The 24,746-nt window shown below is 54.5% G+C and carries 22 protein-coding genes, 1 tRNA gene and 1 pseudogene; 10 read left to right on the top strand and 14 right to left on the bottom strand.

What is annotated here, in order from left to right; translation table 11 throughout:
* Positions 1-236 (top strand): annotated as a pseudogene (locus FLS37_RS04835) (hypothetical protein); the annotation flags it as partial.
* A 29-nt stretch (positions 237-265) separates the two neighbouring features.
* Here the strand turns inward: FLS37_RS04835 and FLS37_RS04830 are convergent.
* Positions 266-1,204 (bottom strand): tRNA-dihydrouridine synthase, encoded by a 939-nt coding sequence (locus tag FLS37_RS04830; protein ID WP_232522491.1) that lies wholly within the window; start codon positions 1,202-1,204, stop codon positions 266-268.
* 156 nt (positions 1,205-1,360) lie between these two features.
* Here FLS37_RS04830 and FLS37_RS04825 point away from each other — a divergent pair, with 156 nt between their 5' ends.
* The 5 genes from FLS37_RS04825 (at position 1,361) to dapD (ending at position 5,657) form a co-directional block, all read left to right on the top strand.
* Complete coding sequence (locus tag FLS37_RS04825; protein ID WP_157314806.1) at positions 1,361-1,948, top strand: LexA family transcriptional regulator; 588 nt, start codon at positions 1,361-1,363, stop codon at positions 1,946-1,948.
* A 118-nt stretch (positions 1,949-2,066) separates the two neighbouring features.
* The gene (gene queF, locus FLS37_RS04820; protein WP_157314805.1) at positions 2,067-2,900 is read left to right on the top strand and encodes an NADPH-dependent 7-cyano-7-deazaguanine reductase QueF; all 834 of its coding nucleotides are present in this window, start codon (positions 2,067-2,069) and stop codon (positions 2,898-2,900) included.
* Positions 2,901-2,928: 28 nt separating this feature from the next.
* Entirely contained in the window at positions 2,929-3,471 is a 543-nt protein-coding gene (gene msrA, locus FLS37_RS04815; protein ID WP_308418727.1) for a peptide-methionine (S)-S-oxide reductase MsrA, read from the top strand.
* 118 nt (positions 3,472-3,589) lie between these two features.
* Complete coding sequence (gene dapC / locus FLS37_RS04810; protein WP_157314803.1) at positions 3,590-4,801, top strand: succinyldiaminopimelate transaminase; 1,212 nt, start codon at positions 3,590-3,592, stop codon at positions 4,799-4,801.
* Positions 4,802-4,835: 34 nt separating this feature from the next.
* Positions 4,836-5,657: a 2,3,4,5-tetrahydropyridine-2,6-dicarboxylate N-succinyltransferase gene (dapD, locus tag FLS37_RS04805; RefSeq protein ID WP_157314802.1), complete on the top strand. Its 822-nt coding sequence runs from the start codon at positions 4,836-4,838 to the stop codon at positions 5,655-5,657.
* A gap of 124 nt (positions 5,658-5,781) precedes the next feature.
* On the opposite strand, the gene rpoS is transcribed toward dapD, so the two are convergent.
* The 8 genes from rpoS to FLS37_RS04765 all read right to left on the bottom strand — a co-directional run bounded on the left by rpoS (position 5,782) and on the right by FLS37_RS04765 (position 14,020).
* The gene (gene rpoS, locus FLS37_RS04800) at positions 5,782-6,747 is read right to left on the bottom strand and encodes an RNA polymerase sigma factor RpoS (RefSeq protein ID WP_157314801.1); all 966 of its coding nucleotides are present in this window, start codon (positions 6,745-6,747) and stop codon (positions 5,782-5,784) included.
* A 2-nt stretch (positions 6,748-6,749) separates the two neighbouring features.
* The gene (locus FLS37_RS04795) at positions 6,750-7,727 is read right to left on the bottom strand and encodes a peptidoglycan DD-metalloendopeptidase family protein (protein ID WP_232522490.1); all 978 of its coding nucleotides are present in this window, start codon (positions 7,725-7,727) and stop codon (positions 6,750-6,752) included.
* Between the two features lie 159 nt (positions 7,728-7,886).
* The gene (locus tag FLS37_RS04790; RefSeq protein ID WP_157314828.1) at positions 7,887-8,516 is read right to left on the bottom strand and encodes a protein-L-isoaspartate(D-aspartate) O-methyltransferase; all 630 of its coding nucleotides are present in this window, start codon (positions 8,514-8,516) and stop codon (positions 7,887-7,889) included.
* 20 nt (positions 8,517-8,536) lie between these two features.
* Complete coding sequence (surE, locus tag FLS37_RS04785; protein ID WP_157314799.1) at positions 8,537-9,280, bottom strand: 5'/3'-nucleotidase SurE; 744 nt, start codon at positions 9,278-9,280, stop codon at positions 8,537-8,539.
* A gap of 56 nt (positions 9,281-9,336) precedes the next feature.
* Entirely contained in the window at positions 9,337-10,221 is an 885-nt protein-coding gene (locus tag FLS37_RS04780) for a DMT family transporter (protein ID WP_232522489.1), read from the bottom strand.
* A 106-nt stretch (positions 10,222-10,327) separates the two neighbouring features.
* Positions 10,328-11,461 (bottom strand): aromatic ring-hydroxylating dioxygenase subunit alpha, encoded by a 1,134-nt coding sequence (locus tag FLS37_RS04775; protein ID WP_157314798.1) that lies wholly within the window; start codon positions 11,459-11,461, stop codon positions 10,328-10,330.
* A 213-nt stretch (positions 11,462-11,674) separates the two neighbouring features.
* On the bottom strand, positions 11,675-12,442 hold the full coding sequence (locus FLS37_RS04770; protein ID WP_157314797.1) for a hypothetical protein: 768 nt from the start codon (positions 12,440-12,442) through the stop codon (positions 11,675-11,677).
* Between the two features lie 57 nt (positions 12,443-12,499).
* Entirely contained in the window at positions 12,500-14,020 is a 1,521-nt protein-coding gene (locus FLS37_RS04765) for a fumarate hydratase (protein WP_157314796.1), read from the bottom strand.
* A gap of 159 nt (positions 14,021-14,179) precedes the next feature.
* On the opposite strand from FLS37_RS04765, the gene FLS37_RS04760 reads away from it, so the two are divergent.
* From FLS37_RS04760 to FLS37_RS04745, 4 genes are all read left to right on the top strand, one after another.
* A complete protein-coding gene (locus FLS37_RS04760; RefSeq protein WP_157314794.1) occupies positions 14,180-14,998 on the top strand; it encodes an NUDIX hydrolase family protein in 819 nt (272 codons plus the stop codon).
* 168 nt (positions 14,999-15,166) lie between these two features.
* Positions 15,167-16,537, top strand: coding sequence for a tRNA 5-hydroxyuridine modification protein YegQ (yegQ, locus tag FLS37_RS04755; RefSeq protein ID WP_157314826.1), 1,371 nt, complete (start codon positions 15,167-15,169; stop codon positions 16,535-16,537).
* A gap of 33 nt (positions 16,538-16,570) precedes the next feature.
* Entirely contained in the window at positions 16,571-16,810 is a 240-nt protein-coding gene (locus FLS37_RS04750; protein ID WP_157314792.1) for a hypothetical protein, read from the top strand.
* 117 nt (positions 16,811-16,927) lie between these two features.
* Positions 16,928-17,560, top strand: coding sequence for an SMI1/KNR4 family protein (locus tag FLS37_RS04745; protein WP_157314790.1), 633 nt, complete (start codon positions 16,928-16,930; stop codon positions 17,558-17,560).
* Between the two features lie 192 nt (positions 17,561-17,752).
* Here FLS37_RS04745 and FLS37_RS04740 read toward each other — a convergent pair whose 3' ends face one another.
* The 5 genes from FLS37_RS04740 to FLS37_RS04720 all read right to left on the bottom strand — a co-directional run bounded on the left by FLS37_RS04740 (position 17,753) and on the right by FLS37_RS04720 (position 24,742).
* Positions 17,753-19,822, bottom strand: coding sequence for a prolyl oligopeptidase family protein (locus tag FLS37_RS04740; RefSeq protein ID WP_157314788.1), 2,070 nt, complete (start codon positions 19,820-19,822; stop codon positions 17,753-17,755).
* Between the two features lie 82 nt (positions 19,823-19,904).
* Positions 19,905-20,732, bottom strand: coding sequence for a hypothetical protein (locus FLS37_RS04735; protein ID WP_157314786.1), 828 nt, complete (start codon positions 20,730-20,732; stop codon positions 19,905-19,907).
* Between the two features lie 114 nt (positions 20,733-20,846).
* Positions 20,847-20,920, bottom strand: a tRNA-Gly gene (locus tag FLS37_RS04730).
* A 180-nt stretch (positions 20,921-21,100) separates the two neighbouring features.
* Complete coding sequence (acnB, locus tag FLS37_RS04725; RefSeq protein ID WP_157314784.1) at positions 21,101-23,686, bottom strand: bifunctional aconitate hydratase 2/2-methylisocitrate dehydratase; 2,586 nt, start codon at positions 23,684-23,686, stop codon at positions 21,101-21,103.
* A 201-nt stretch (positions 23,687-23,887) separates the two neighbouring features.
* Positions 23,888-24,742: a class I SAM-dependent methyltransferase gene (locus tag FLS37_RS04720; protein WP_157314783.1), complete on the bottom strand. Its 855-nt coding sequence runs from the start codon at positions 24,740-24,742 to the stop codon at positions 23,888-23,890.
* Positions 24,743-24,746: the final 4 nt, after the last annotated feature.

Here is a 24,746-nt window from a genome sequence, read left to right as displayed (position 1 = left end):
ATGGCTATTTTGTGGCCAATATTTCAGGGCATGGCGGTTTGCAGAGCTGGCACGTACAAAAAGTGAATGCCTACGACAGCCGCCTGAAGGAATGGATGAGGCGTTTTCATGGCGTTGCGACCAAATATTTAGAGCACTACCTGGGCTGGCGCAGATTGCTCGACCGTTGCAAAGATGCGATGACGGGCGAGCAATTCTTGTTTCATTCCTTGCGGGAGGAATTCATCAACACATAATCTGAACATGGCCGCTACTGTCTGATTGTCTATTGCCCCAGAACCAGCGCCGGAAACCCGGCTTCGATTTCTTCGCGGGTGTTGAGCGTGCGGATTTGGGCAAATAGCAATTCGGCCTCGGGGTAGTGGCGGCGCAAATAGTTGAGCCACTGCTTGAGTCGCCCGGCCTGATATTTGGGATAGCAGTGCAGCAATACTTGCTGCCAGAAAACAACGAAGAGCGGCATCACTGCTTCCCATACGAGTTTTTGCCCGGTTTTGGCTTCCAGCGCCAGACCCGGATTGGCCACAATGCCGCGCCCCAGCATGATGTCGTCGCAGTTGGATATCTCTCGGCAGCGATGGAATTCTTCAACGGTCCAGATCTCGCCATTGGCCACCACATTAAACTTAACGTTTTCCTTGATCTTGGCGATCCACTCCCAGTAGGCTGGCGGCTTGTAGCCATCTGTTTTGGTTCGGGCGTGAACGACCAATTCAGCGGCGCCAGCTGCTTCAATCGCCTGCGCGCAGGCAATGGCAGGCGAGGTGTCGGTGTAGCCTAGGCGCATTTTGGCGGTAACCGGGATGTGCTTTGGCGTGGCATCACGTACGGCTTTGACAATCTGGTAGATCAACTCCGGCTCGTCCAGTAGCACCGCCCCGCCACGGTGGCGGTTGACTGTTTTGGCCGGGCAGCCAAAATTCAGGTCAATGCCATGCGGATTAAATGTGGCTAGACGCGCAGCATTTTCAGCTAGGCAGATTGGGTCAGAACCCAGCAGTTGTACGCGCACTGGTACGCCAGTGGCCGTTTTGCTTTCGCTCAGGATTTCTGGCGCAATGCGCTCGAAAGTGCGGTTGGGCAATAAGGTATGGGTGACACGAATAAACTCGGTGACACACAAATCAATGCCGCCCGCCCGGGTGATAACGTCGCGCAGCACGCAGTCGAGCAAGCCTTCCATCGGAGCTAATAAAATCCTCACCCTGCTACCGCCTGTCCAGTTCAAAGCCGCATTTTAACAGAGCCGACGATGAATCGGGCGCAGCTTGCGTGAGGGGGGGGTAAGCTGCTCGGTCGCTTGACAAGGGAACGAACGTTCAATACGCTAACAGAACGAATGTTCATCTAGAGGTGGCGTATGGCCAATCCGAACCGGGATCATGAATATCTGGGCAAGCTGCAAGACTATTACAGCGACTACCGCAGCATTCCATCCTATGCAGCCATTGGCGAGCTGCTGGGTATGGCGTCCAAATCGGCGGTTTCTGCGCTAGTCAAGCGCCTTACCCTGGCCGGGTATATTGAAATGACGCCAGACAAGCGATTGGTGCCGACCAAACGGTTTTTTGAGCGCGAACTGGCCGACTTTAATGTGCCAGCCGGCTTGCCGGCGGCGGCCAACGACGCGATGAGCGAGTCAATTTCGCTGGACGAATACCTGATGCCGCGCCCTTCTACCTCGATCATCATCAAGGTTCGGGGCGACTCGATGCTGGATGCAGGCATTTATGATGGCGATCTGGCGGTCATCGAAAAGCGCCATGCCGCTCATGTGGGGGATCTGGTGGTGGCCATGGTTGATGGTGAATATACGCTCAAGGAGCTGGGCCGGGACAAGCAGGGTTACTACCTGATTCCGCATAATCCTGAGTTCTCGATTATCCGACCATCCGAGAGTTTGGAGATTTATGGTGTGGTTGTTGGCCTGATGCGTAAATACCGCTAAACATCACGCCCGCTTTGCAGTTCCGGTTTTCAACGGTGAAAGCCGGAAAATGCCGCTACCGACCAGCACAAACAGCAGTAAAATGCGGCAATCCGCTTTCAATTTCAGGTTGCATCAAATGACAGAAGCTATCGCCTCGGCCTCACCACTGGGAAAAACCGTCAGCTATATCACTGAGTACGACGCCAGTCTGCTGTTTCCAATCCCTAGGCAGGGCAAGCGGGATGAAATCGGCATTGGTGCTGCGCTGCCATTTATGGGGCTGGACATCTGGAATGCCTACGAAGTGTCGTGGCTTAATCCGCGCGGCAAGCCGCAAATTGCCTTGGTTACGTTCCAGATTCCGGCCGATAGCGCCAATATCGTCGAATCCAAATCGTTCAAGCTCTATCTCAATAGCTTTAATCAAACCAAGGTCGACGATATAGACCAGCTTGCCAGCATCTTGCGCGCGGATATTGGCGCTGCAGTGGGTGCGCCAGTACAGGTAAAAATCAGCGAGCCCGCACAGTTTGACAGCTTGCGTCTGGGGGAGCTCAAAGGCTTTTGTATTGACAATCTGGATATTGAAGTTAGCGATTATTCACCGCAGCCACAGCTTCTGCACTGTGATGAATCTGATGGCACAAGCAGTGAAACGCTCACATCCAACCTGCTTAAATCCAACTGCCTGGTTACCGGGCAGCCCGATTGGGCCAGCGTGCAAATTCAGTATGTTGGCAAACCGATCAATCGCGAAAGCCTGCTGCGTTACCTGATTTCATTTCGCAACCACAACGAATTTCACGAGCAATGTGTCGAGCGGATTTTTGTCGACATCATGCGTGCCTGCAAACCCATGAAGCTGGCGGTTTATGCGCGTTACACCCGGCGCGGTGGCTTGGATATCAACCCGTTTCGCACTAACTTTAATGCCGACTTTCCCTCTAATCTGCGCGGTGCGCGTCAATAAAACATTGATCTGATGCTGGAGAATGAACATGAGCGAAATTGCAACGCTGGCGGGTGGTTGCTTCTGGTGTCTGGAGGCTGTATTTCAGCGTGTACGCGGGGTGAAGTCGGTTAGATCGGGGTACGTAGGTGGGTATGTCTCGCAACCTCAATACAGGCAAGTCTGCGATGGCAATACGGGTCATGCTGAAGCGGTGCAGATTGAATTTGATGCCGCACAGGTGTCATTTGCCGAGTTGCTTGATGTGTTTTTTGCTATTCACAACCCCACCACCTTAAATCGTCAAGGGCATGATGTTGGCACGCAGTATCGTTCGGCGATTTTTTATCACAGTCCACAGCAGCTGACTCAGGCGCAGGCGGCGCTTGCTGATGCAGCTCAGGTCTGGGGCCTGCCGATTGTGACCGAGCTTGCCGAGGCCGCAACATTCTGGCCTGCCGAGGACGAGCATCATGACTACTACAATCAGCACCCTGATCAGCCCTATTGCGTGGCAGTTGTCGGCCCCAAGGTGGGAAAGCTGATCGGGCATTTTCCGCACTTACTCAATTCGGGACCGATTGAATCCTGAGTTGTGATGGCGAAAACGTGCGGGATCGCTTATGGATTGCGCCAGTTTTCGCTTTGAGCTCGACGCTATTTAAAGCGTCCTTGGGATATAATCAGGACTTTCCCTAAATGAATGCGTTATGTCGCCACGCTTAGAGTTACTGCACCCCTATCCGTTTCAGAAATTACGCCAGCTGTTCAGCGATTTAACGCCCAATCCGGCGCTTAAACACATTAATCTGTCGATTGGCGAGCCTAAACACCCTGCCCCGCAGTTGGTAAAGACCGCGCTGATGGATAATCTGGCCGGTCTTTCCAGTTATCCGGCCACGCTGGGCTCGGATGACTTGCGTCAGAGTATTGGCGAATGGATTGCAAAGCGCTATGGCATCGCCGCACCCAATGCAGCAACTGAAATTTTGCCGGTCAACGGCAGCCGCGAAGCGCTGTTTGCCTTCGCTCAGGCGGTGATCGACCCGGCAGCGAAAAGTCCTGTGGTTCTGTCACCTAATCCCTTTTATCAGATTTATGAAGGTGCCGCGCTGCTCGCTGGCGCTGAGCCATGGTTTGTCAATTGTCCGGCGGAAAACCGTTTTCAGCCGGACTGGGATAGCGTTCCTGCTGAAGTCTGGGCGCGCACGCAGCTGGTGTTTGTTTGTTCGCCGGGCAACCCGACTGGCGCAGTGGCGTCTTTGGCTGATTGGGAGCGCCTGTTTGCGCTATCTGATCAATATGGTTTTGTCATCGCTTCGGACGAGTGCTACTCGGAAATCTATTTTGGCAACGACAGACCTTTAGGATGCCTGGAGGCCGCGGTTAAATTGGGTCGTGATTTCACGCGACTGGTGATGTTCTCGTCCTTGTCCAAGCGCTCGAATGTGCCCGGCATGCGCTCGGGTTTTGTCGCTGGCGATGCGGCCATCATGGCGAAATTCCTGCTTTATCGCACTTACCATGGTTGCGCAATGAGCCCAATGGTGATGGCAGCCAGTGCCGCAGCCTGGCGTGATGAAGAACACGTTATTGAAAACCGCCAGCAATACAGCGCCAAATTTGCTGCGGTAACCCAGCAGTTGGCTGCTGTGCTTAATGTGACGCTGCCCGATGCAGCATTTTATTTGTGGGCTAAAATTCCCGACCACTTTGCCGGTACGCAAGCCACCAGTAGCGACGAAGAATTTGCACGCCGCCTGTTTGCAGAGGAGCACGTCACCGTGCTGCCGGGCTCGTATCTGGCGCGCGAAGCGCACGGAATTAATCCAGGGCGTGGCTATGTGCGCATCGCGCTAGTGGCGCCACTGGATGAATGTATCGCTGCCGCAGAGCGCATTGTCCGCTTTTGCACCCCTTAATCATTTGTAAACAGTTAACTCAACGGAGTCATTTATGAGCAATCTGCAATCCATCATCGAAACCGCGTTTGAAAACCGTGCCGACATTACGCCGAGCAATGTCTCTGCCGAATTGCGCGACGCCATTAACGAAGTGATCAATGCACTGGACAAAGGCCAGCTGCGCGTGGCTGAAAAAACCTCCGGCGACTGGGTGACCAATCAGTGGGTAAAAAAGGCGGTTTTGCTGTCTTTCCGCATTAACGACAATGTGGTGATGGATGGTGGTTGCACCAATTACTTCGATAAAGTGCCCAGCAAATTTGGCGATTACACCGAAGCCGATTTCCGCGCGGGTGGCTTCCGTGTGGTGCCAAACGCCATTGCACGCAAAGGCTCTTTCATCGGCAAAAACGTGGTGCTGATGCCGTCGTACGTGAATATCGGCGCTTTCGTTGACGAAGGCACGATGGTTGATACCTGGGCGACCGTAGGCTCTTGCGCGCAAATCGGTAAAAACGTGCACTTGTCGGGCGGTGTTGGTATTGGTGGTGTTCTGGAGCCGTTGCAAGCCGGCCCTACGATTATTGAAGACAACTGCTTTATTGGCGCACGCTCCGAAGTCGTTGAAGGCGTGATTGTTGAAGAAGGCTCGGTAATTTCAATGGGTGTCTACATCGGCCAATCAACGCGCATTTACGATCGCGAAACCGGTGAAGTGACTTACGGCCGTATTCCAGCAGGCTCGGTTGTTGTATCAGGCAACTTGCCTTCAGCCGATGGCAAGTACAGCCTGTACTGCGCAGTGATCGTGAAAAAAGTCGACGCGAAAACCCGCTCTAAAGTGGGTATCAACGAATTGTTGCGTGGCATCTAATGAATTAGGGGGTATTGCTCTGCAGCTAAATTAGATTCTAACTTGCAGAGCAATACCCCTGTGGTGCCACAGTAAAAAAGCCAGTCGTTTGACTGGCTTTTTTATTTTCGGGTGAAAAAGCTACTTAGAGTACTACGTCGCGTGTCACACCGTAGCGACGCAGAATGCGGCGCAACTGGTCAAGTGCCTCAATCTGGATCTGGCGTACCCGCTCGCGGGTCAGGCTTAAATTGGCCGCCAGATCTTCCAGCGTACAGATTTCATAGCCATTCAAGCCGTAACGTCGCTCGATCACCATGCGCTGCTTTTCATTGAGCTGCTTCATCCATTCACGCACGTAGCGCTCTACTTCGGCGTTTTGCAGTGTGGCTTCCGGGCCGTCGTGCTGATCGTCCGGAATCGATTCGCCAATGGTGAGCATCGGGTCAATGTCCAGCGGCGCATCCAAAGAGGCGACACGCTCGTTGAGCCCCATCACGCGGCGCACGTCTTCGACGTCTTTGCCGACCAGATGGGCGATGTCTTCAATGCTTGGGTCGTGCCCCATTGTGGCTTCAAGGTGGCGCTGGGCGCGCAGATAGACGTTCAGCTCCTTGATCACATGCACGGGTAAGCGAATGGTACGCGACTGATTCATGATCGAGCGCTCGATACTCTGGCGTATCCACCATGTGGCGTAAGTCGAGAAGCGGAAGCCGCGCTCCGGATCGAATTTCTCCAGCGCATGCATCAGACCGATATTGCCTTCTTCGATCAGGTCAAGCAGCGTCATGCCGCGGTTGATATAGTGCTTGGCAATATTGACCACAAGGCGCAGATTGTGCTCGATCATTTTCTGGCGGGCGGCAAAATCGCCTTGAACCACGAGACGCGACAGGGTGCGTTCTTCGTCAGGAGTTAGCAGTTTGCATTGGCCAATTTCGTTCAGATAAATCTGCGTTACATCGCCGGTGCTTTCGCTGGTGTAGCGTTCGGCATCTTCCTTGGCTTCAGCTTCGGCTTCATTCGCTTCTTCTTCGACGTCAGCTTCTGCTTCCAACACTTCAACGTCGTCTACGATCATGTCTTGTTCAATAATTGGTTCGCTCATATTTATTCTGTCGCGATGAATTTGCCGGGGTCGACTGGCTTTCCGCCTTTACGAACTTCGAAGTGAAGCTTCACCTGGTCCGTATCTGATTTACCCATTTCGGCAATTTTTTCACCTTTTTTAACGACATCCCCCTCTTTAACCAGCAATTTATCGTTATGAGCGTAGGCGGTGAGATAGCCATTACTGTGTTGCAATATCACCATCTTGCCGTAGCCTCGCAACCCGGCGCCAGCGTAAACTACCTTTCCTTGCGCTGACGCAACGATAGATTGCCCAAGTTTGCCTGCAATATCAATGCCTTTGCTTTCTTCACTAAATCCCCGCAAAATCTTCCCGCTGGTTGGCATGCCAAACTCCATGCTGCTGGTATTGCTAGTGGTAGAGGATGATGCCACTGCAGCGCTTGATTTAATGGGGGTTGCGGCATCAATGGTGCTGGCTGCGCTGGCAACTGGTTTGGCTGTTTGACTGGCTACTGCACTGGCCTTGCCTTGTTGTTTTGATGCAACTCTCAAGGCCTCTGCGGCTGTCGTCGAGGCGGCAGTTGCTTGCGCCCTATACACCTCCTTGATTGCTTTAGGGCTGGTTTTGGTTACTACCGGCGCAGTATCAGTGGTTTTTTTACTGGTTTCATCGCTTAATGGCGTAATGGTGACGCCGCCCTCACCCAGCGGCGGGGCCAGTAGCAAGATCTGTCCGATCTGGATTTGCGTGTCAGGCAGTTTGTTCCATGCCATCAGGTCGTGATAAGCCACGCGGTTTTCGGTGGCAATTCTGAATAGGGTGTCGCCTTTTTTTACCGTGTACTGGGTCGCATCCGGCGTTACGATGGGCGCTGGCTTGCTTGCCGGCTGCGTAGTCTGCGGGTTGGGTGTGCTGGCGTGGCCGTCAATAATCGGCGCTGGCGAAGTGCGCGGCGTCGTGCAGGCAGCACAAATCAGGGTCAAAATAAGCAAGATTGAACGAGAAGCACGCACGCAATGTCTCCTGCGATGGGATGGTGTGGTTAAAAGTGAGTCAGAGTAGGTGCTTGAAAAGCATTTGCCAGATAGTTTACACGGGAGTGCGGCGTAAGGCGGCATCCTGATGGCGGTAAAAGTCAGTATTGCCAAGCTCGGTTACAGGTTGCGGCTGGCTTAGCTGATTCCGCTTAGCAAAGGAACAAAATTAACTTTCTCCAGTCGGCTTTCGAGAAAATCCTCGCCACGCCGCTCGATCATGCGCAGCTCCTGCTCTTGCGAGCCCACCGGAAAAATCAGCCGCCCGCCGTTGGAAAGCTGGCTAATCAGGTTTTCCGGCACAATGGGTGCTGCGGCTGTGATCAGGATAACGTCAAAGGGGGCCAGCTCGGGCAGCCCCTGGCTGCCGTCGGCATGGCGCAGGCGCGCATTGTGAATGCCCAGGCGGCTGAGTCTCTCGCGCGTATTGCGCACCAGGCCGCCAATTCGCTCGATGGTGTGCACCGTTTTAAATAGCTTGCTCAGTACTGTGGTCTGATAGCCGCAGCCGGTGCCGATTTCCAGCACGTTTTTGCGCTCGGGCACGGCAACGGCCAGCTCGGTCATGCGGGCCACAATATAAGGCTGCGAAATGGTCTGGCCAAAGCCGATGGGAAGCGAAGTGTCATCGTAAGCCTTATGCGATAAGGCTTCGTCAATAAACTCATGGCGTGGCACCTGGGCAATCACCGCCAGCACCTGCTCGTTGCTAATGCCTTGCGCGCGCAGGCGCTCAACCAGACGGGCGCGGGTTCGGGCTGAAGTCATGCCAGTGCCACTGCTGATCATCATGTGGCCATCCAGCGATTGATCATGTCCAGTTGCGGATAGGCAGTCAGATCAACCGACAGCGGGGTAATTGACACATAGCCCTGCTCGACGGCAGCAAAGTCGGTGCCATCGCTCGCATCGGCAATATCGCCAATCGGCCCCACCCACCAGATGGTATCGCCGCGGGGGTTGGCACTGCGGATCACCGAGGCCGATTTGTGGCGACGCCCAAGACGGGTAATCTGTGTGCCCTTGAGTGACTCATAAGGCAAATCGGGGACGTTCACATTCAACAGCACGGGCTGATCAAGTGGTGTTTTCTTAAAGCGCTGCACCAGCTCACGGGCGACGCGGGCAGCCGTTTCAAAATGCACCGGATTGCGTGAGGCCAGAGAAATGGCAATCGACGGAATGCCGAGCAGGTAGCCCTCGGTCGCCGCGGCCACCGTGCCGGAATAAATTGTATCGTCGCCCATATTGGCGCCGTGATTAATGCCCGAAACCACCATGTCGGGCGGTGAGCTCATCAGACCGGTCGCGGCCAGATGCACGCAGTCGGTCGGCGTGCCATTGACGTAATGAAAGCCCGATGGCGACGTTCTGACCTGCAGAGGCCTGTCCAGAGTGAGCGAATTGCTGGCGCCGCTACGGTCGCGCTCTGGCGCACACACCAGTGCCTCACCTTCGTCGCCCAGCGCCATGGCCAGCGCGGCAATGCCGGGGGCGAAATAACCATCATCATTACTAATCAAAAAGCGCATTGTTTTCTCCGATCCGGCCATTCTAACTTGAAGTGCAGGCGCGGCAAATATGCATCTTAACTACGTTGTACGCGCGTAGCACCGGCCCAGATTCCGGCCGCCGCAATCAGCAGCATCCCCAGAATCGCCAGTGGTGAAATCCGCTCTTGCCAGATCAAAAACGAGAATAAAGTCGAGAACAGCACTGTAAGATAAGCTAGGCTCACCACCACCAGCGAGCGCCCTTTGCGGTAGGCACGGGTCATGCACAGCTGCGCCAGGGTGGCGGCGACCCCCATGCCAAGCACAATCAGCCACTCTCCCAGATTGGGGCGATGCAAGGCGGGCGCCTGCAGCAGCATCCAGAAGCCGGCCCCCAGCGTGGAAACCAGCGAGAAATAAAATACGGTGCGCCATTCCGGCTCGCCCGCCTTGCCCAGCTCGCTGACATTCAGATAAGCCACGCTGGCCAGCATGCCCGAGCCCAGCCCCAGAAAGCCCGCCAGCCACTGGCCGCCAATCAAAGTCGGGCGCAGCAAAAACAGCACCCCGACAAAGCCGAGCAAAACACTCAGAATCTGGCTGCTTTGCGGCCATTGCCGCTGCCGCATGGTGACCAAGAGCACAAAGAAAATCGGCGAGGTGTAGTTGAGCGTGACCGCGGTGGCCAGCGGCAAATGGCCGATGGCGTAAAAGTACAGCATCAGCGCAACAAAGCCCGACATACTGCGGCTTAAATGCAGCTTGAGGCTGTCAGATCCTACGCGCAGCGATTTGCCTTGTGGCAATACAATCAGCGCAATGCCGACCAGCCCTGCTGCACATCGATAAAAGACCAGCTCGGCCGTTGAAAACGAGGCACTCCCGAGCTTGACAAACATGCCCATCACAGCAAAAGCCAGCCCGGCCAACACCATCCAGAATGGCCCGGACTGGCTGGCTTTCAGTAAATATGTTTTCATTAATACCCATAATATGTATTGCCTTGAAGGTCTCTCGCATCATGATCTTCGTGGCAATACCCATAAATAAAAAAGGCGGCCAAGGCCGCCTTTGGTGTCGCGATAATTATTTTTCCAGCTTGCTGATCGCTTCGCCCAGCTCGCGGCGCAGGAACTGGTGAAAATGCCGCATGCCGTCTTCCATTGGGCTTTGATACGGCCCGACTTCATTGCGCCCGGCTTTAAAAAGCGCCGTGCGCCCTGCTTCCATCCGGTTGATGATTTCCACGTCCTCAACCGCCGTTTCGGCATACGCAGCCTGCTCGGCGGCAACAAACTCCGGCTCGAAGTAGGCAATGTCTTCGGGGTAATAAAACTCGACGACGTTTTTATAGCTGCGCGGCCCGGTTGGAATAATGGTCGAGATGACCAGCGTATGCGGATACCACTCGACGGTGATATTCGGGTAATACGTCAACCAGATCGCGCCATGCTTGGGTATTTTGCCTTGTTCATAGCGTTTAACCTGATTGGCCCATTCTTCATACGTTTTTGAGCCCGGACGCGCCAGCGCATTGTGCACGCCAACGGTTTGTACCGAGTACCACTCGCCAAATTCCCAGTTGAGCTCGTTGCACTCCACAAATTTACCCAGGCCCGGATGAAACGGCACGACGTGATAGTCTTCGAGGTAGACCTCGATAAACGTTTTCCAGTTGCCCTGGTATTCATCCACTTGAACGCTATGCAGCACGTATTTGGAAAAATCGAGGTCTTTGCGAACGCCCAGATTTTTCAAATCGCCCTCAATATCGCGGCCATTATTTTCAAACAGCAGGCCATTCCAGTTAACCAGCTCAGTTTGTGGCAAATGCAGGCATGGGTTGACCGGAAAGTGCGGCGCGCCGAGCAATTGGCCGTGCTGATCGTAAGTCCAGCGGTGCAGCGGGCACACCGTATGGGTGTTATTGCCACGCCCGCTGAGCATGCTGGCCTGGCGATGACGGCAGATATTGGAGAAAACCTTGACGCCCTGGTCGGTGCGTTTGAGATAGCGCGCACCATTGTCAAGCTCAAGAACGTGATAATCGCCCTGATTGGGCACCATCAACTCGTGGCCGATATAGCGCGGACCTTTGGCAAACAGTTGCTCAAGCTCAAGTTGATACAGTTTTTCATCAAAATAAGCCGCAACAGGTAGCGGTGTCTTTAAATCCAGCGATGCCTTGATCGCAGCGGTCGCTGTAGCCAGATTGGACATAATCCAATACCCCCTGGGCTAGAAGGTCTTGCCACTTTGCACGTAAAAAACCACGCAACGATGGGTGGGCAAGCCATCAAAACTAAAATTGCCAGCCCAAGGGCTGACCCGAAAAAGCCGCACATTATTGCAGAGCGGCCGCTTTTAGGCAATATTCGGCCTAAAAACCCAATATTTTGAATGACTTAGAATAAATCCAAAGCTCGCCGACGTTTAATTTGCCCAGCCAATCGCTTTGGCCGTATCTGGCCCCATTATCACATCGGTCAATGATCTGGGCATTGCCGCCCTGCTCTCGTCCAGTGGAATCCGCCCGGCCATAATTTCTGCCCATTGTTGCGGAAAGCGCGGTTCGAGATCCGGCTCGGCAAAGCCTTGCGGAAACAGCGGCTGATTATTGGCCGGATCATAATGATCATTTGCGCCGTAGATATGCAGCAATTCGTGCGTGACCACCACCTGATTGCTACCGTGCATTTTCTCGCTGGCAAACAGATGCGCCAGACCCAGCCGCGCTTTGGCAATGCCCACCGAGTGTGGCAGTACCACTCCATTTTCTGCCGGGTGATAGATCATATAAATTCGCGCATCGGGTTTGACGCGGCTATCCGGGGTGTGTCGCCAAGCCCACCAGCGCAGCTGCAAACTCCATAGCATGATATTGAGCGTTGAGCCGCCCGCTGCGAGTTGCGGCGGCGCCACCTTGATCGGCTCGCCCCAGAATACGCGCACTGGGCTGCTAAGTTTCAGGGCATAGCTTTCACCTTCACGCTTGAAAAACTGCTCGATGTCTTGCCACTGTTCGGTGTTTTGTGTCTTGATGTATTGCAGGGTATCTTCATCCAGCCCAGCAACAACAGGATGTAGGTAGATATACTGGCTGGTTTCCCAGGCTTGCGCTTTATTTTCGGTGCGCATGGCGTCCAGTGCCACCCAGGCCAAAATCATGACCAAAACCAGAACGCGAATTTTCTTGAACATGAACAAACCGTGTAGATAACAATAAAAAGCCCAACACACGGTTGGGCTTGGACGAGATTAAATGCTGGAAACCGGAATCTTCCCGATTTTGGCCTGCCACTCTTTCGGCGCGGTCGCGTGAACCGAGGTGCCATTGCTATCAACGGCCACCGTTACCGGCATATCAACCACGTCGAATTCGTAAATGCCTTCCATACCCAGGTCTTCAAAACCCACCACGCGGCTGGCTTTGATTGCTTTGGACACCAGATAGGCAGCGCCCCCGACAGCCATCAGATACACCGATTTATGCTTCTTGATCGCATCCAGACCCGCCGGGCCGCGCTCAGCCTTACCGATCATGCCTAAGAGACCCGTTTCGGCGAGTACTTGTTCGGTAAACTTATCCATCCGTGTTGCGGTGGTCGGGCCAGCTGGTCCGATCACTTCATCGCGCACGGCATCGACCGGGCCGACGTAGTAAATAAAGCGCCCAGCAAAATCAACCGGCAGTTTTTCGCCTTTGTTTAGCATTTCAACCATGCGTTTGTGCGCTGCATCGCGGCCGGTCAGCATTTTGCCGTTCAAGAGCAGCGTTTGCCCCGGTTTCCACGTTGCCACGTCTTCGCGTGTCACGGTGTTAAGGTCAACGCGCAGTGATGATTCCGACGCGTGCCAGTGCACATCCGGCCAATCTTCGAGTTTTGGCACTTCCAGCTCGGCCGGGCCTGAGCCGTCGAGTGTGAAATGCACATGGCGCGTCGCCGCGCAGTTTGGAATCATCGCCACTGGCAAGCTGGCGGCGTGCGTTGGGTAATCCTTGATCTTCACGTCGAGCACCGTCGCCAGGCCGCCCAGGCCTTGCGCGCCAATGCCGAGGGCGTTCACTTTTTCGTACAGCTCGATACGCAGCTCTTCAACGCGGTTTTGCGGGCCGCGCGCGATCAGCTCGTGAATATCGATTTCTTCCATCAACGCTTCTTTGGCCATCACCATCGCTTTTTCGGCCGTGCCGCCGATACCGATGCCCAGCATGCCCGGCGGACACCAGCCCGCGCCCATCGTCGGAACAGTTTTAATGACCCAGTCAACAATCGAATCAGACGGGTTGAGCATGACAAATTTCGATTTGTTTTCCGAACCGCCGCCCTTGGCAGCGATGTCGATATCAACCGTACAGCCCGGTACGATTTCGTAATGAATCACCGCAGGCGTGTTGTCTTTGGTGTTTTTACGACCACCGGCTGGGTCCATCAAGATGGATGCGCGCAATTTGTTATCTGGGTGCAGATAAGCGCGGCGCACGCCTTCATTAATCATATCGGTCACGCTCATGGTCGCGCCTTCCCACTGCACATCCATACCTACGCGTACGAACACCGTTACGATGCCGGTGTCTTGGCAAATCGGGCGATGGCCTTCGGCACACATGCGGCTATTGGTCAGAATTTGCGCAATCGCGTCTTTGGCGGCGGGGCTTTCTTCCAGCTCGTAAGCGCGGCCCAAGGCCTGGATATAATCTTTCGGGTGGTAATAGCTGATGTATTGCAGGCTATCTGCGATACTGGCGATCAGATCGTCTTGGCGAATCTTGCTCATCGTGTAGGCTCCATCGGTGTAGTGGCGCGATTGTAGCAACAAGCGCGCGCAATCAACAGCGCCAATCGCAGCAAAATCGCGCAGGCGAAGGCCAAAACGAATACGCCCTGCTTCGCCTTACGGCTATTTTTAATCACTTACCCGCCACAGGTTTCGGATATGTCAGCCAACCCACCTCTGATTGCCAGCTATCTGCGCAGCCAGCCCCAGTTTGATTCGCGCCATCTGCTGCGGCTGATGGTGGATCAGCAGCAAATCGGCTGGCTGGAGCCACGTATTGCGCAGATTTTGCAGCAATTTGACGCCCGCTTTGCGATTGCGGCGCATACCATCACGCTGCAACTGCCGCCTCATGCACTGCAAACACTGATGAATGCTGCCGCGCTGCATTTGCGCGAGCTGGGCGAAATCCGCGTCTGGCGTGATGAGCTGTATGCGGTGCATCCGCACGTAGAATGCGGCGCATTTGGAATAGACACGGCGAACACGCTGTTTACGCTGGAGCGTGGTGCGTTTCGCCGCTTTGGTCTGTGCAGCCAGGCGGTGCACATCAATGGCCTAACGGATCGCGCCGGATTGCCCCAGATCTGGTTGGGGCAACGCGCAGCAACCAAGGGTATAGACCCCAACTGCTTGGATAATCTGGCTGCTGGCGGCATACCCCATAATGAAACACCCGCGCAATGTGTCATTCGCGAGCTGGCCGAGGAAGCTGGAATTAGCCAGCACATTGCACAGCAAGCAGTCTATATCGAGCAAATCCGCAGCACGCGCAATGAGATCGACGGCACGCACGACGAGATTTTGTATTGCTACGATTTGCAACTGCCTGCCGAGGTGATTCCGCGCAATACCGACGGCGAAGTCGCCGCCTTTCATCGCGTCAGCGTGGCCGAGTGTGCCGCGCGGCTGCCGGAAATGACCTGGGATGCCGGGCTGGTGACTGCGCGGCTACTGGCTCGATTGGCAAGCACCTAGCCCAGTAGCCACACCACTGATAAAGCATCGCATCGACCGCGCGTCTGAAGCCTTGGGCAAAACTTGATCTGGATCAAACTCCGGGAGTTTCACCAGTGGCTGGCTGGGTGATGGGCGATAAAATCGCGCCCATTACGATAAACCTGCCACCAGAGCCACACCACGATGCTGAAAGCCCCCGAACTCCTCCTCCCCGCTGGCACGCTAGAGCGGATGCGCGCCGCCTATGATTTTGGCGCCGACGCCGTTTACGCCGGTCAGCCGCGCTACAGCCTGCGCGCACGCAATAATGAATTTGGTCTGGAAGAAATCGCGCTCGGCATCGATGAAGCGCACGCGCGTGGCAAAAAATTCTTTGTCGCCAGTAATATCCTGCCGCACAACTCAAAAGTAAAAACCTACCTCGCCGACATGGAGCCGGTGATCGCGATGAAGCCCGACGCGCTGATTATGGCCGACCCCGGGCTGATTATGATGGTGCGCGAAAAGTGGCCCGAGCAGGTGATTCATCTGTCGGTGCAGGCCAATACGGTGAACTACGCTGGCGTCAAATTCTGGCAGTCGCTCGGTCTGGAGCGCGTTATTCTGTCGCGCGAGTTGAGCCTCGATGAAATCGAAGAAATCCGCCAGCTTTGCCCCGATATGGAGCTGGAAGTGTTTGTCCACGGCGCGCTGTGCATCGCCTACTCAGGCCGCTGCCTGCTGTCAGGCTATTTCAACCACCGCGACCCGAACCAAGGCACCTGCACCAACGCCTGCCGCTGGGATTACAAAACGCACGACACGGTGGAAGACGACGCTGGCGACGTACAACGACTGGATTCAAATAATGGGTCCCAAGTCATCCAGTTCGACTTCAATAAAGCCATGTCCGAGGGCAACCAGAACTTCGCGGCTTGTGGCGGAGCCGAGCGCCACCCGTTAGCCGACAAGACCTACCTGATCGAAGAAGGCAACCGCCCAGGCGAGCTGATGCCGATTATGGAAGACGAGCACGGCACCTACATCATGAACAGTAAAGATCTGCGCGCTGTGCAGCATATCGAGCGGCTGGTCAAAATGGGCGTTGATTCGCTGAAAATCGAAGGCCGAACCAAATCACTGTACTACGTCGCCCGTACCGCACAGGTATATCGCCAGGCGATTGACGACGCCGTTGCTGGCCGTCCATTCAACCCCGCCCTGCTTGCCGACCTGGATGGCCTGGCCAATCGCGGCTACACCGACGGTTTCTACCAGCGCCACTACACGCACGAAGCGCAAAACTACCTCGACGGCCATTCCAAAGCCAAACGCAGCCAATTTGTCGGCGAAATCATAGCCAATACCGATGGCTGGGCGCGGATTGAAGTGAAAAACAAATTCTCACTCGGCGACACGCTGGAAATCATCCACCCAAGCGGCAATATCGAAGTCAAGATTGAGGTTATGCGCGATAAAAACGGTAAAGAAATCACCGTCGCGCCGGGCAATGGCATACAGGTGCAGATTCCGCTTGAATCGCAGTACGACAAGGCTTTGCTGGCAAGGTTGTTTTGATCGTTAATTAAATGAAAAAGGCCATCCGCTTGGATGGCCTTTTTCAATTTTGGGTGTTTGGAAATGTTGGGCTGCGCAGGCTTAGCCCAACTTACCATGCTGCCCGCCAATGTGACCCCGCACAACACCGACGACGAAGTTGCCGCCTTTTATTGCGTCAGCATCGGCGAATGTACTGCGCGGTTGGCAGACGTGAGCTGGGATGCGGGGCTGGTGACTGCATGGCTATTAGCGCGGATATCAGACCTTCTTTTTTTATTGGATTTTGTGTAATATATTTGGCATCTTTATGTCAGAATTATTTGGGTAAGGTATACTGGGTCACAGAGCTAATTTACACTATTCAGCCTCGTCATAGCGGTGACCTCTTCTATTTGAAAGGTGAAAACAATGAAAATCAGCGAAATGCTGGAGAATTTCAATCAACGCCTTGTTGCAGAACTCGGCGAAGATGAGGCTGTATCGTTGCAATTGCATCCCTCTGCCCCCGCCACTGAGGCGCAATTAGCTCAATTACAAGGGTTTTCCAATCTGCCTATCCCTGCAGAGTTACTACAGTTGTACCGCCAGCTCGGCGGTATCACGTTTAATGATTATGAAGAATCGTACATTGAGATTTTCAGCCCTCCTGAATTACTGTCTTTACTTGTAAATCGCTCGCCAAAACTACCTGCGGACAGCCTTGGATTGATCGATACCATCCGCCGCTCTTGGGCTTATGATCGCAAGGAGCTAGATCCTGAGGCGTATTTTGATGAAGACACATTGCGCAGCCTGAACGAAGACTACAAATGCTTTGGTATTTACCGGGAAGATCTTGAAGCCGCTTACTATTTCTACTTCGACAAGAACGGCCAGTTTGGCGAGGTTTATTACCATCAGGATGAATTTAACGTTCTAGAATGTGCGTTGAGCCAAATGGTGGATGAAAGCGCCGCCGACAACTCACTAGCCACGCTGCTGGAACAAGGCTTTGAAGACTTGGCCGCCTTTCACATCGATGGCAAATATCGAGGGTGGTAAAGTTACGATAGCTAGGTTCAAATAATTTGGAGCAATGTGCCTGTTTTGTGTTGATGTTCTTGCTTTTGCTCCTCTTTTCGCCTGTACCCCTGTGGTATTGAGGGAACAGCGCCGTAGGGCGTAGTCGCCTTCGGCACTACGCCGCATAAGACCGCCACTTCCGGCGTATTGCCGCTACGCGTCGAATACGCCCTACACATCGCAAATACTCTGCCGCAAAAACACCAGCACTCGCACTAGCTCTTCGGCGGTGTGTTGCTGCCGAGTTTGCCCAGTGTGGCCGCCGCTTTGGCTTTCGAAAAACAGTGCATCGTGGCCGAGTTCCTGCAACCTCGCGGTCATTTTTCTGGCGTGCGCCGGGTGAACGCGATCGTCTTCCAATGAGGTGGTGAGCAATACTCTGGGGTAGTGTTGCTCTGTAGCTGGCTTTGCATTTTGGTACGGTGAATATACCCCAAGGTGTTCTTCGTCCGGCTTGCCATATTCGGCAATCCAGCTTGCACCAGCGCCGAGCTGGTCGAAGCGCAGCATGTCCAGAATCGGCACTTCGCACACCACCGCGCCAAATAGCTCCGGCCTTTGCACCATGCACGCGGCGACGAGCAGGCCGCCGTTGCTGCCGCCCTGAATTGCGAGCTTGCTTGGTTGTGTGATGCCGCGCGCGATCAGGTCTTCGGCAATCGCGATAAAGTCGTCAAAGCTGTTTTGTCGGTTTTTGCCCCGCCCGGCTTCGTGCCACGCCGGTCCAAATTCGCCGCCGCCGCGAATATTTGCGACAACATACGCGCCACCTTGTGCCAGCCAGTGTTCGCCCAGATTATCGAGATAGTACGGCAGCAGCGGAACAGCAAAGCCGCCGTAGCCATACATTAGTACCGGGGTATTGCCATCTAGATCAATGAGGGAATGACTTACAAGGAAATACGGTATGGTAGTATCATCCTTGCTGATGGCGTGATATTGCTGGACTTGCAGATGACTCGAATCAAACGCTGCTGGTTGTGCGCGCAGCAACTGCGGTGGCCGGGTGTCGCCAAGTTCATGGCAATACAAGCTGGCAGGTGTGAGAAAATCGCTGTACAGATAGTAAAACTGATCACTGCGCCACGGCTGCGCAACGATTTCGATCACCCCGCCGGTGTGGATGGCATTGCTGAGCTGTTGCCATTCTCCGCCCTCTTCACCGTCATTCCAGCGCATTGAGATAACGCGACTTGTCACATTATCTAGAATGATAATCAGCAAGCCATGCAGCGTTGCTTCCAGCATTTGGACTGATTGAGCTGGGGATTGCGTTGCAGTCGGCGCAAACAGCAGCTGTGCCCTGCCCAGCTCGCCAGCATCGCAAGCAAGCGCGATCAGGCTGCCTGCAGGGAAAGTTTCGCCTTCGTATTGCCATGCGGTGTCCAGCCGGATCAGCAGATCACCGTGGCTGTAGGCTTCGATGACGCAGCGCGTCGGCAACGGCAAATGCAGTGGCTCGGCTTCGCCACCCTCTAGCGAATTGAGATAAAAATAGCTGCGGCGGTAAAAATCCTGTGCGACTTCGATCAGATCAAATGGTGTAATCGCCTCGCCACCGGCTGCATCGAGAAAACGCCATGCGACCACTTTCAAAATCTGCGGAGGCAACACAATCATCGACGCGGCATCTTCCCACGCTTGCCCGCGCTCCAGTAGTACAACTTCGCGCGAATAGCCTGCAGTGCTGATCTGGTCTTCATCCCAAGCCGGGCAGACAAAAACGCTATCGGCGTCGCGCCAGCTGACCTGGCTTTTGCCGTAGGGAAAGGCAAAACCGTTGTTCACAAAGCTTTGCGTCGCTAGGTCGTATTCGCGAATCACGCAGGCGTCGCTACCGCCGATGTTCAGGCTGACCAGGCAGCGTGTCGGTAGCAAGGTGCAGTGGTCAACGCCAGCCAGGTACCAGTCATAGCCTTCAACTTCGGCCAGCGCATCAATATCCAGCAGGACTTGCCAGCCGGTTTCTGCTTGCGTGTATTCATTCAGCGTCGTCGCGCGATATACGCCGCGTGGCTGCGCGGCATCCTGATGAAAGTTGTACAGCACGTCGTCATGGACGGAAAAGAGCGGAATTTGCCGCGTGTCCTGCATATTGCGCAAAATGGCGTCGCGCAAGGGCGCAAAGCGCGGGTCGCTATCGAGTTTTTGTGCGGTGTGTGCGTTTTGCCCGGCGATCCAGTGTGCGACTTGAGGGGTTTCGCTGGATTCAAGCCAGAGATAAGGGTCCTGGTGTGACATGCGGTGTCTTGATTGGTGGCAATAAGGCGCGATTATAGGCCAATGCGCGATGACGGTTTGGATTGCGCCGGATCTCGGCTTTTTAGCGTGGCGATACAGCAGGCTCGAGGCCTTTGAGTATCCAGTCCGGGTAGGTGTTTTTGTATTGCTGCCAGAACGCAGGGGATTGGAATTGGCGGCTAAGGGCCGTGTGAAGTAGTGCGTGATCGGCTGGCACAAGGCGGGTTTTGGATAAATACGCCCCTGCCAGCACCGGTGGAATTTGCGTCAGCAAGGTGATCTGCACCAGTTTGGGGTCAAGGCGGTTTTCCAGCATGGCTTGATAAAATGTCGTTGGCGGCATAATGGCGGCGTGAATTCTGCCCGCCTGCAATTTGCGCGCAATAATATTGGGTTCGGCCACATCCTCCAGCGCGCCTTGCTGACGCAGTCGCTGGATCAGCTCGATATAGGCTGAGCTGGCATAAGGTGCGCCGCGCACGATATTGATTTTCAGCTCGCCACGTTCCATGGCATTGATGGGATCGGTGTGCGCGCTGCCGTAGGTGATGAGCGCAATGCGCGATTTGACGATCGGAATAAAATCGCCAGCCTGATCCAGCTGCGTGCGCTGGATGGCAATCGGAATCAGATCGACCTCGTGGCTAACGCCGAACATATGCAGAGAACGAACGAATGGCGCTTCAATAAAATCGAATTTGCAGCCCGTCTTGCGGCTCACCTCGCGTAGCGCATCAATATAGATGCCGCCCTGTACTTGCTCCTTGCTCACGATCAGCGACTGGGTAATTGGGCTAACCCCAACCTGAATAGTGCGCGAGCAGGCCTGCAAATCAGGCGGAAACAAGATCGCCCAGAGAGCAATAAGCGAAAAGTATTTAAGGGCGGAGCGACGGAAAATCAGGGGCATGGCGGAGGAGCGATCAGCTGGAGTACTCCAGCACAGCCAATCGGTGCGAACTTTGTGTGAATGCGGCTAAGGTGCAATAAAAAACGGCACATTGCTGTGCCGTTTTTTGCTATCTGGAGCGGGCGATGGGAATCGAACCCACGGCTCGTGCTTGGGAAGCACGGGTATTACCATTATACGACGCCCGCAGAGCCGCAACTATAACACGGTTTGCCATGGCAAATCAAAATACCTGCCTGTTGATTCAATGAGCACACCGCAGGGGTATTGCCCTGTAAGGCAATGGTGTCAAGTACTACAGAGCAATACCCTTCTGGTCAATAAAAAAGCCCCGCACGATAGCGGGGCTTTGCCTTGCAGCTAGACGCTTATACTTTTACCGAATCAGCTTCAGCTTGGTAAGTGTCGATCTGGTTGAAGTTCAGGTATTTATAAACTTCAGCCGATTTGCTATCGAGCACGCCGACGTCAGCCATGTATTCTTCAACCGTCGGGATGCGGCCCAGACGTGAAGCAATCGCCGCCAACTCAGCCGATGACAAGAACACATTGGTGTTTTTGCCCAAACGGTTCGGGAAGTTACGCGTTGACGTTGAAACCACGGTCGCGCCTTCACGAACTTGCGCCTGATTACCCATGCACAATGAGCAACCTGGCATTTCGGTACGCGCGCCAGCTGCGCCGAAGGTGCCGTAGTAGCCTTCTTCGGTCAGTTGCTGAGCGTCCATCTTCGTTGGAGGAGCAATCCACAATTTAGTTGGCAGATCACGTTTGCCTTCTAGCAATTTACCCGCTGCGCGGAAGTGACCGATATTGGTCATGCAAGAGCCGATAAACACTTCATCGATCTTGGTGCCAGCCACTTCAGACAATACTTTCACATCGTCCGGATCGTTCGGGCAAGCCAGGATAGGCTCTTTCACATCGGCCAAGTCGATTTCGATCACTGCAGCGTATACAGCATCGGCATCCGGCTCGATCAGGCTTGGATTAGCCAACCAGCTTTCCATGCTCTTCACGCGACGCGCCAAGGTTTTCGCGTCGCCGTAACCGTTAGCGATCATTGATTTAAGCAAGACGATATTCGATTGCAGGTATTCAATGATTGGTTCTTTGTTCAGACGAACTGAACAACCCGCTGCTGAACGCTCAGCAGACGCATCAGTCAACTCAAACGCTTGCTCAACTTTCAGATCTGGCAGACCTTCAATTTCGAGGATACGGCCAGAGAAAATGTTTTTCTTGCCGGCTTTAGCAACAGTCAACAGACCCGCTTTGATTGCGTACAACGGAATCGCGTTCACCAAGTCACGCAAAGTGATACCTGGCTGTAGTGTGCCTTTGAAGCGAACCAGAACCGACTCAGGCATATCGAGTGGCATCACGCCAGTCGCAGCAGCAAACGCGACCAAGCCGGAACCCGCTGGGAAAGAAATACCGATTGGGAAACGAGTATGCGAATCGCCACCAGTACCCACGGTATCTGGCATCAACATACGGTTCAGCCAAGAGTGAATAACGCCATCACCTGGCTGCAAAGAAACACCACCGCGGTTGCGGATGAATTCTGGCAATGTGTGGTGCGTTTTCACGTCAACTGGTTTTGGATACGCGGCAGTGTGGCAGAACGATTGCATTACCAGATCAGCCGAGAAGCCCAGACATGCCAAGTCTTTCAACTCGTCGCGCGTCATTGGGCCGGTGGTATCTTGCGAGCCAACCGAAGTCATTTTCGGCTCGCAGTATGTACCTGGACGAACGCCTTGGCCTTCTGGCAAGCCGCATGCGCGACCGACCATTTTCTGTGCCTGCGTAAAGCCTTTACTAGATGCGGCAGGATCTTGCGGCAGACGGAAGATCGTCGAAGCTGGCAAGCCCAATGCTTCGCGCGCTTTTGAAGTCAAACCGCGACCAATAATCAGGTTAATACGGCCACCGGCGCGCACTTCGTCGAGCAAAACTTCGGTTTTCAGGCTGAAAGTGGTAACAACTTGGCCGTCTTTTTCAACTTTACCGTCGTATGGGTAGATCGTGATCACGTCGCCCATGTTCAGGTTCGTTACGTCGAACTCGATTGGCAATGCGCCCGCGTCTTCCATTGTATTGAAGAAGATCGGAGCGATCTTGCCGCCAACGCAGTAGCCGCCAAAGCGTTTGTTTGGCACGAATGGAATGTCTTCACCCGTCCACCACAATACCGAGTTGGTCGCTGATTTACGTGATGAGCCAGTACCTACCACGTCGCCCACATAAGCGATTGGGTGGCCTTTTTTCTGCAGCTCGACGATTTGTTTCATTGGGCCGACTTGGCCTGGCACGTCAGCTTCAATGCCTTCGCGCGGGTTTTTCAGCATCGCCAAAGCGTGCAATGGAATATCTGGACGCGACCAAGCGTCTGGTGCTGGCGACAAGTCGTCGGTATTGGTCTCACCAGTTACTTTAAATACGGTCACAGTCACTTGTGCTGGTACTTCTGGACGGCTAGTGAACCACTCGGCGTCAGCCCAAGATTGCAGAACTGCTTTGGCGTTGGCATTGCCTGCGTCAGCGAGTTCTTTCACATCGTGGAAGTAGTCGAACATCAACAAGGTTTTTTTCAGGCCTTCGGCAGCAATGCCACCGACTTCAGCGTCACCGAGCAAGTCGATCTGTGGCTTAATGTTAAAGCCACCCAGCATTGTGCCAAGCAATTCAGTTGCTTTCGCGCGAGAGATCAAAGCACAGGCTTCTGTGCCATTGGCAACGGCAGCCAGAAAAGCCGCTTTGACTTTGGCCGCATCGTCCACACCAGCAGGTACGCGGTGAGTGAGCAGCTCAACCAGGAAGGCTTCTTCGCCAGCTGGCGGGTTTTGCAGCAATGAAATCAGATCGGCAGTCTGTTGTGCAGACAGTGGCAGTGGTGCGATGCCTTGCGCGGCGCGCTCGGCTACATGTTGACGGTAGGCTTCTAACACGGCGATACCCTTTTTTAGCTATGGATGGGGGCGTTACTCGACCAAATTCTTGATCAAAAGCAAATCCTAGCCATTTTACCCCCAGAAGGCCTTGCTGTGAACCAAGAAGTAAGTGGAAACACCAAGACTACATTCCGCTGCCATATGCAGTACAGCCTGGTGCCAGAGGCGCGCCCTGGAGATGGGGCCGCCGGATCACGATCAGATTCGCTGGCAGTGCACCAGATTCTCGCCTTCCAGCATGGACTCGGGATTGCTGGCCAATTGCCGTGTCGTTGCCGTTTCCAGCTGCTCAAATCCGCGTTCTGCCAGAAAATCAGCCATAGCTGCCTCAGGCAAAGCCCAGGCAAAGGGTTCACCCCGCCAGGCTAGCCAGCGCTCGACCCAGCGGCTACGCGGGCGAAAGCCCGCTTTGCCATCCGGCCACTGATTCATAAAACTGAACACAAACTGCAGGCGCTCGCCAGGGGCGCGCTGCAAGCAGGCAAATAGCTGCTCAATCGCCGCTGGCGACAAATACATCAGTACGCCTTCGGCAATCACCAGCGTTGCTTTGTTGCTGAAGATCGGCAATCCATCCAGACCATCAGCGTTTAAATCGCAGGCAATAAACTGGACCGACTGCGCATCCGGCCCCAGCGCTACCTGTTTGGCACTTTGCGTTGCCGGATGGTCGATCTCAAGCCAGCTGATCTGCGGCATTTCCAGCGACAAGCGCAATGCCAGCGTGTCAAATCCGGCGCCCAGCACAATTACACGCTCAAAGCCCTGAGCGATGGCCAGGCGGCAGCGCGCTTCAATCCAGCGTTTGCGCTGCCAGTAATGCAACAGAATACCGGGCAAGGTATGTTGCTCTAGCCATTTCCAGACCATTGCTGTGGGCCTATACCCTGCCGAGCTGGCCAGCAGCCGATCTGCCCACGACCTTGACAGCAGCCTTTTGCACCACATGGCGGCACCGGGCGCGACCCGATGCGCGGTAGCGGGCTCGCTGGCGAGCAAGATCGTGCTGGCGGCAATCAGTTTGGCGGTGCTGCTCGGGGTTTCTGCTTTCATTCGG

The organism is Chitinibacter sp. GC72 (assembly GCF_009760905.1).
Lineage (GTDB): Bacteria > Pseudomonadota > Gammaproteobacteria > Burkholderiales > Chitinibacteraceae > Chitinibacter.
Note: the sequence above shows the minus strand (reverse complement) of the source record. Positions and strands in the feature narration are given on the sequence as shown.

What these genes read in the sequence shown, in the direction of transcription:
- FLS37_RS04745 (WP_157314790.1), top strand. Translation starts at nt 16,928, where the DNA reads ATGAAAATCAGCGAAATGCTGGAGAATTTCAATCAACGCCTTGTTGCA.
- surE (WP_157314799.1), bottom strand. Translation starts at nt 9,280, where the DNA reads ATGCGCTTTTTGATTAGTAATGATGATGGTTATTTCGCCCCCGGCATT.
- FLS37_RS04740 (WP_157314788.1), bottom strand. Translation starts at nt 19,822, where the DNA reads ATGTCACACCAGGACCCTTATCTCTGGCTTGAATCCAGCGAAACCCCT.
- FLS37_RS04775 (WP_157314798.1), bottom strand. Translation starts at nt 11,461, where the DNA reads ATGTCCAATCTGGCTACAGCGACCGCTGCGATCAAGGCATCGCTGGAT.
- FLS37_RS04770 (WP_157314797.1), bottom strand. Translation starts at nt 12,442, where the DNA reads ATGTTCAAGAAAATTCGCGTTCTGGTTTTGGTCATGATTTTGGCCTGG.
- FLS37_RS04735 (WP_157314786.1), bottom strand. Translation starts at nt 20,732, where the DNA reads ATGCCCCTGATTTTCCGTCGCTCCGCCCTTAAATACTTTTCGCTTATT.
- FLS37_RS04720 (WP_157314783.1), bottom strand. Translation starts at nt 24,742, where the DNA reads ATGAAAGCAGAAACCCCGAGCAGCACCGCCAAACTGATTGCCGCCAGC.
- FLS37_RS04750 (WP_157314792.1), top strand. Translation starts at nt 16,571, where the DNA reads ATGGCCTTTTTCAATTTTGGGTGTTTGGAAATGTTGGGCTGCGCAGGC.
- dapD (WP_157314802.1), top strand. Translation starts at nt 4,836, where the DNA reads ATGAGCAATCTGCAATCCATCATCGAAACCGCGTTTGAAAACCGTGCC.
- FLS37_RS04765 (WP_157314796.1), bottom strand. Translation starts at nt 14,020, where the DNA reads ATGAGCAAGATTCGCCAAGACGATCTGATCGCCAGTATCGCAGATAGC.
- FLS37_RS04790 (WP_157314828.1), bottom strand. Translation starts at nt 8,516, where the DNA reads ATGACTTCAGCCCGAACCCGCGCCCGTCTGGTTGAGCGCCTGCGCGCG.
- queF (WP_157314805.1), top strand. Translation starts at nt 2,067, where the DNA reads ATGACAGAAGCTATCGCCTCGGCCTCACCACTGGGAAAAACCGTCAGC.
- dapC (WP_157314803.1), top strand. Translation starts at nt 3,590, where the DNA reads ATGTCGCCACGCTTAGAGTTACTGCACCCCTATCCGTTTCAGAAATTA.
- msrA (WP_308418727.1), top strand. Translation starts at nt 2,929, where the DNA reads ATGAGCGAAATTGCAACGCTGGCGGGTGGTTGCTTCTGGTGTCTGGAG.
- FLS37_RS04825 (WP_157314806.1), top strand. Translation starts at nt 1,361, where the DNA reads ATGGCCAATCCGAACCGGGATCATGAATATCTGGGCAAGCTGCAAGAC.
- rpoS (WP_157314801.1), bottom strand. Translation starts at nt 6,747, where the DNA reads ATGAGCGAACCAATTATTGAACAAGACATGATCGTAGACGACGTTGAA.
- FLS37_RS04780 (WP_232522489.1), bottom strand. Translation starts at nt 10,221, where the DNA reads ATGAAAACATATTTACTGAAAGCCAGCCAGTCCGGGCCATTCTGGATG.
- FLS37_RS04760 (WP_157314794.1), top strand. Translation starts at nt 14,180, where the DNA reads ATGTCAGCCAACCCACCTCTGATTGCCAGCTATCTGCGCAGCCAGCCC.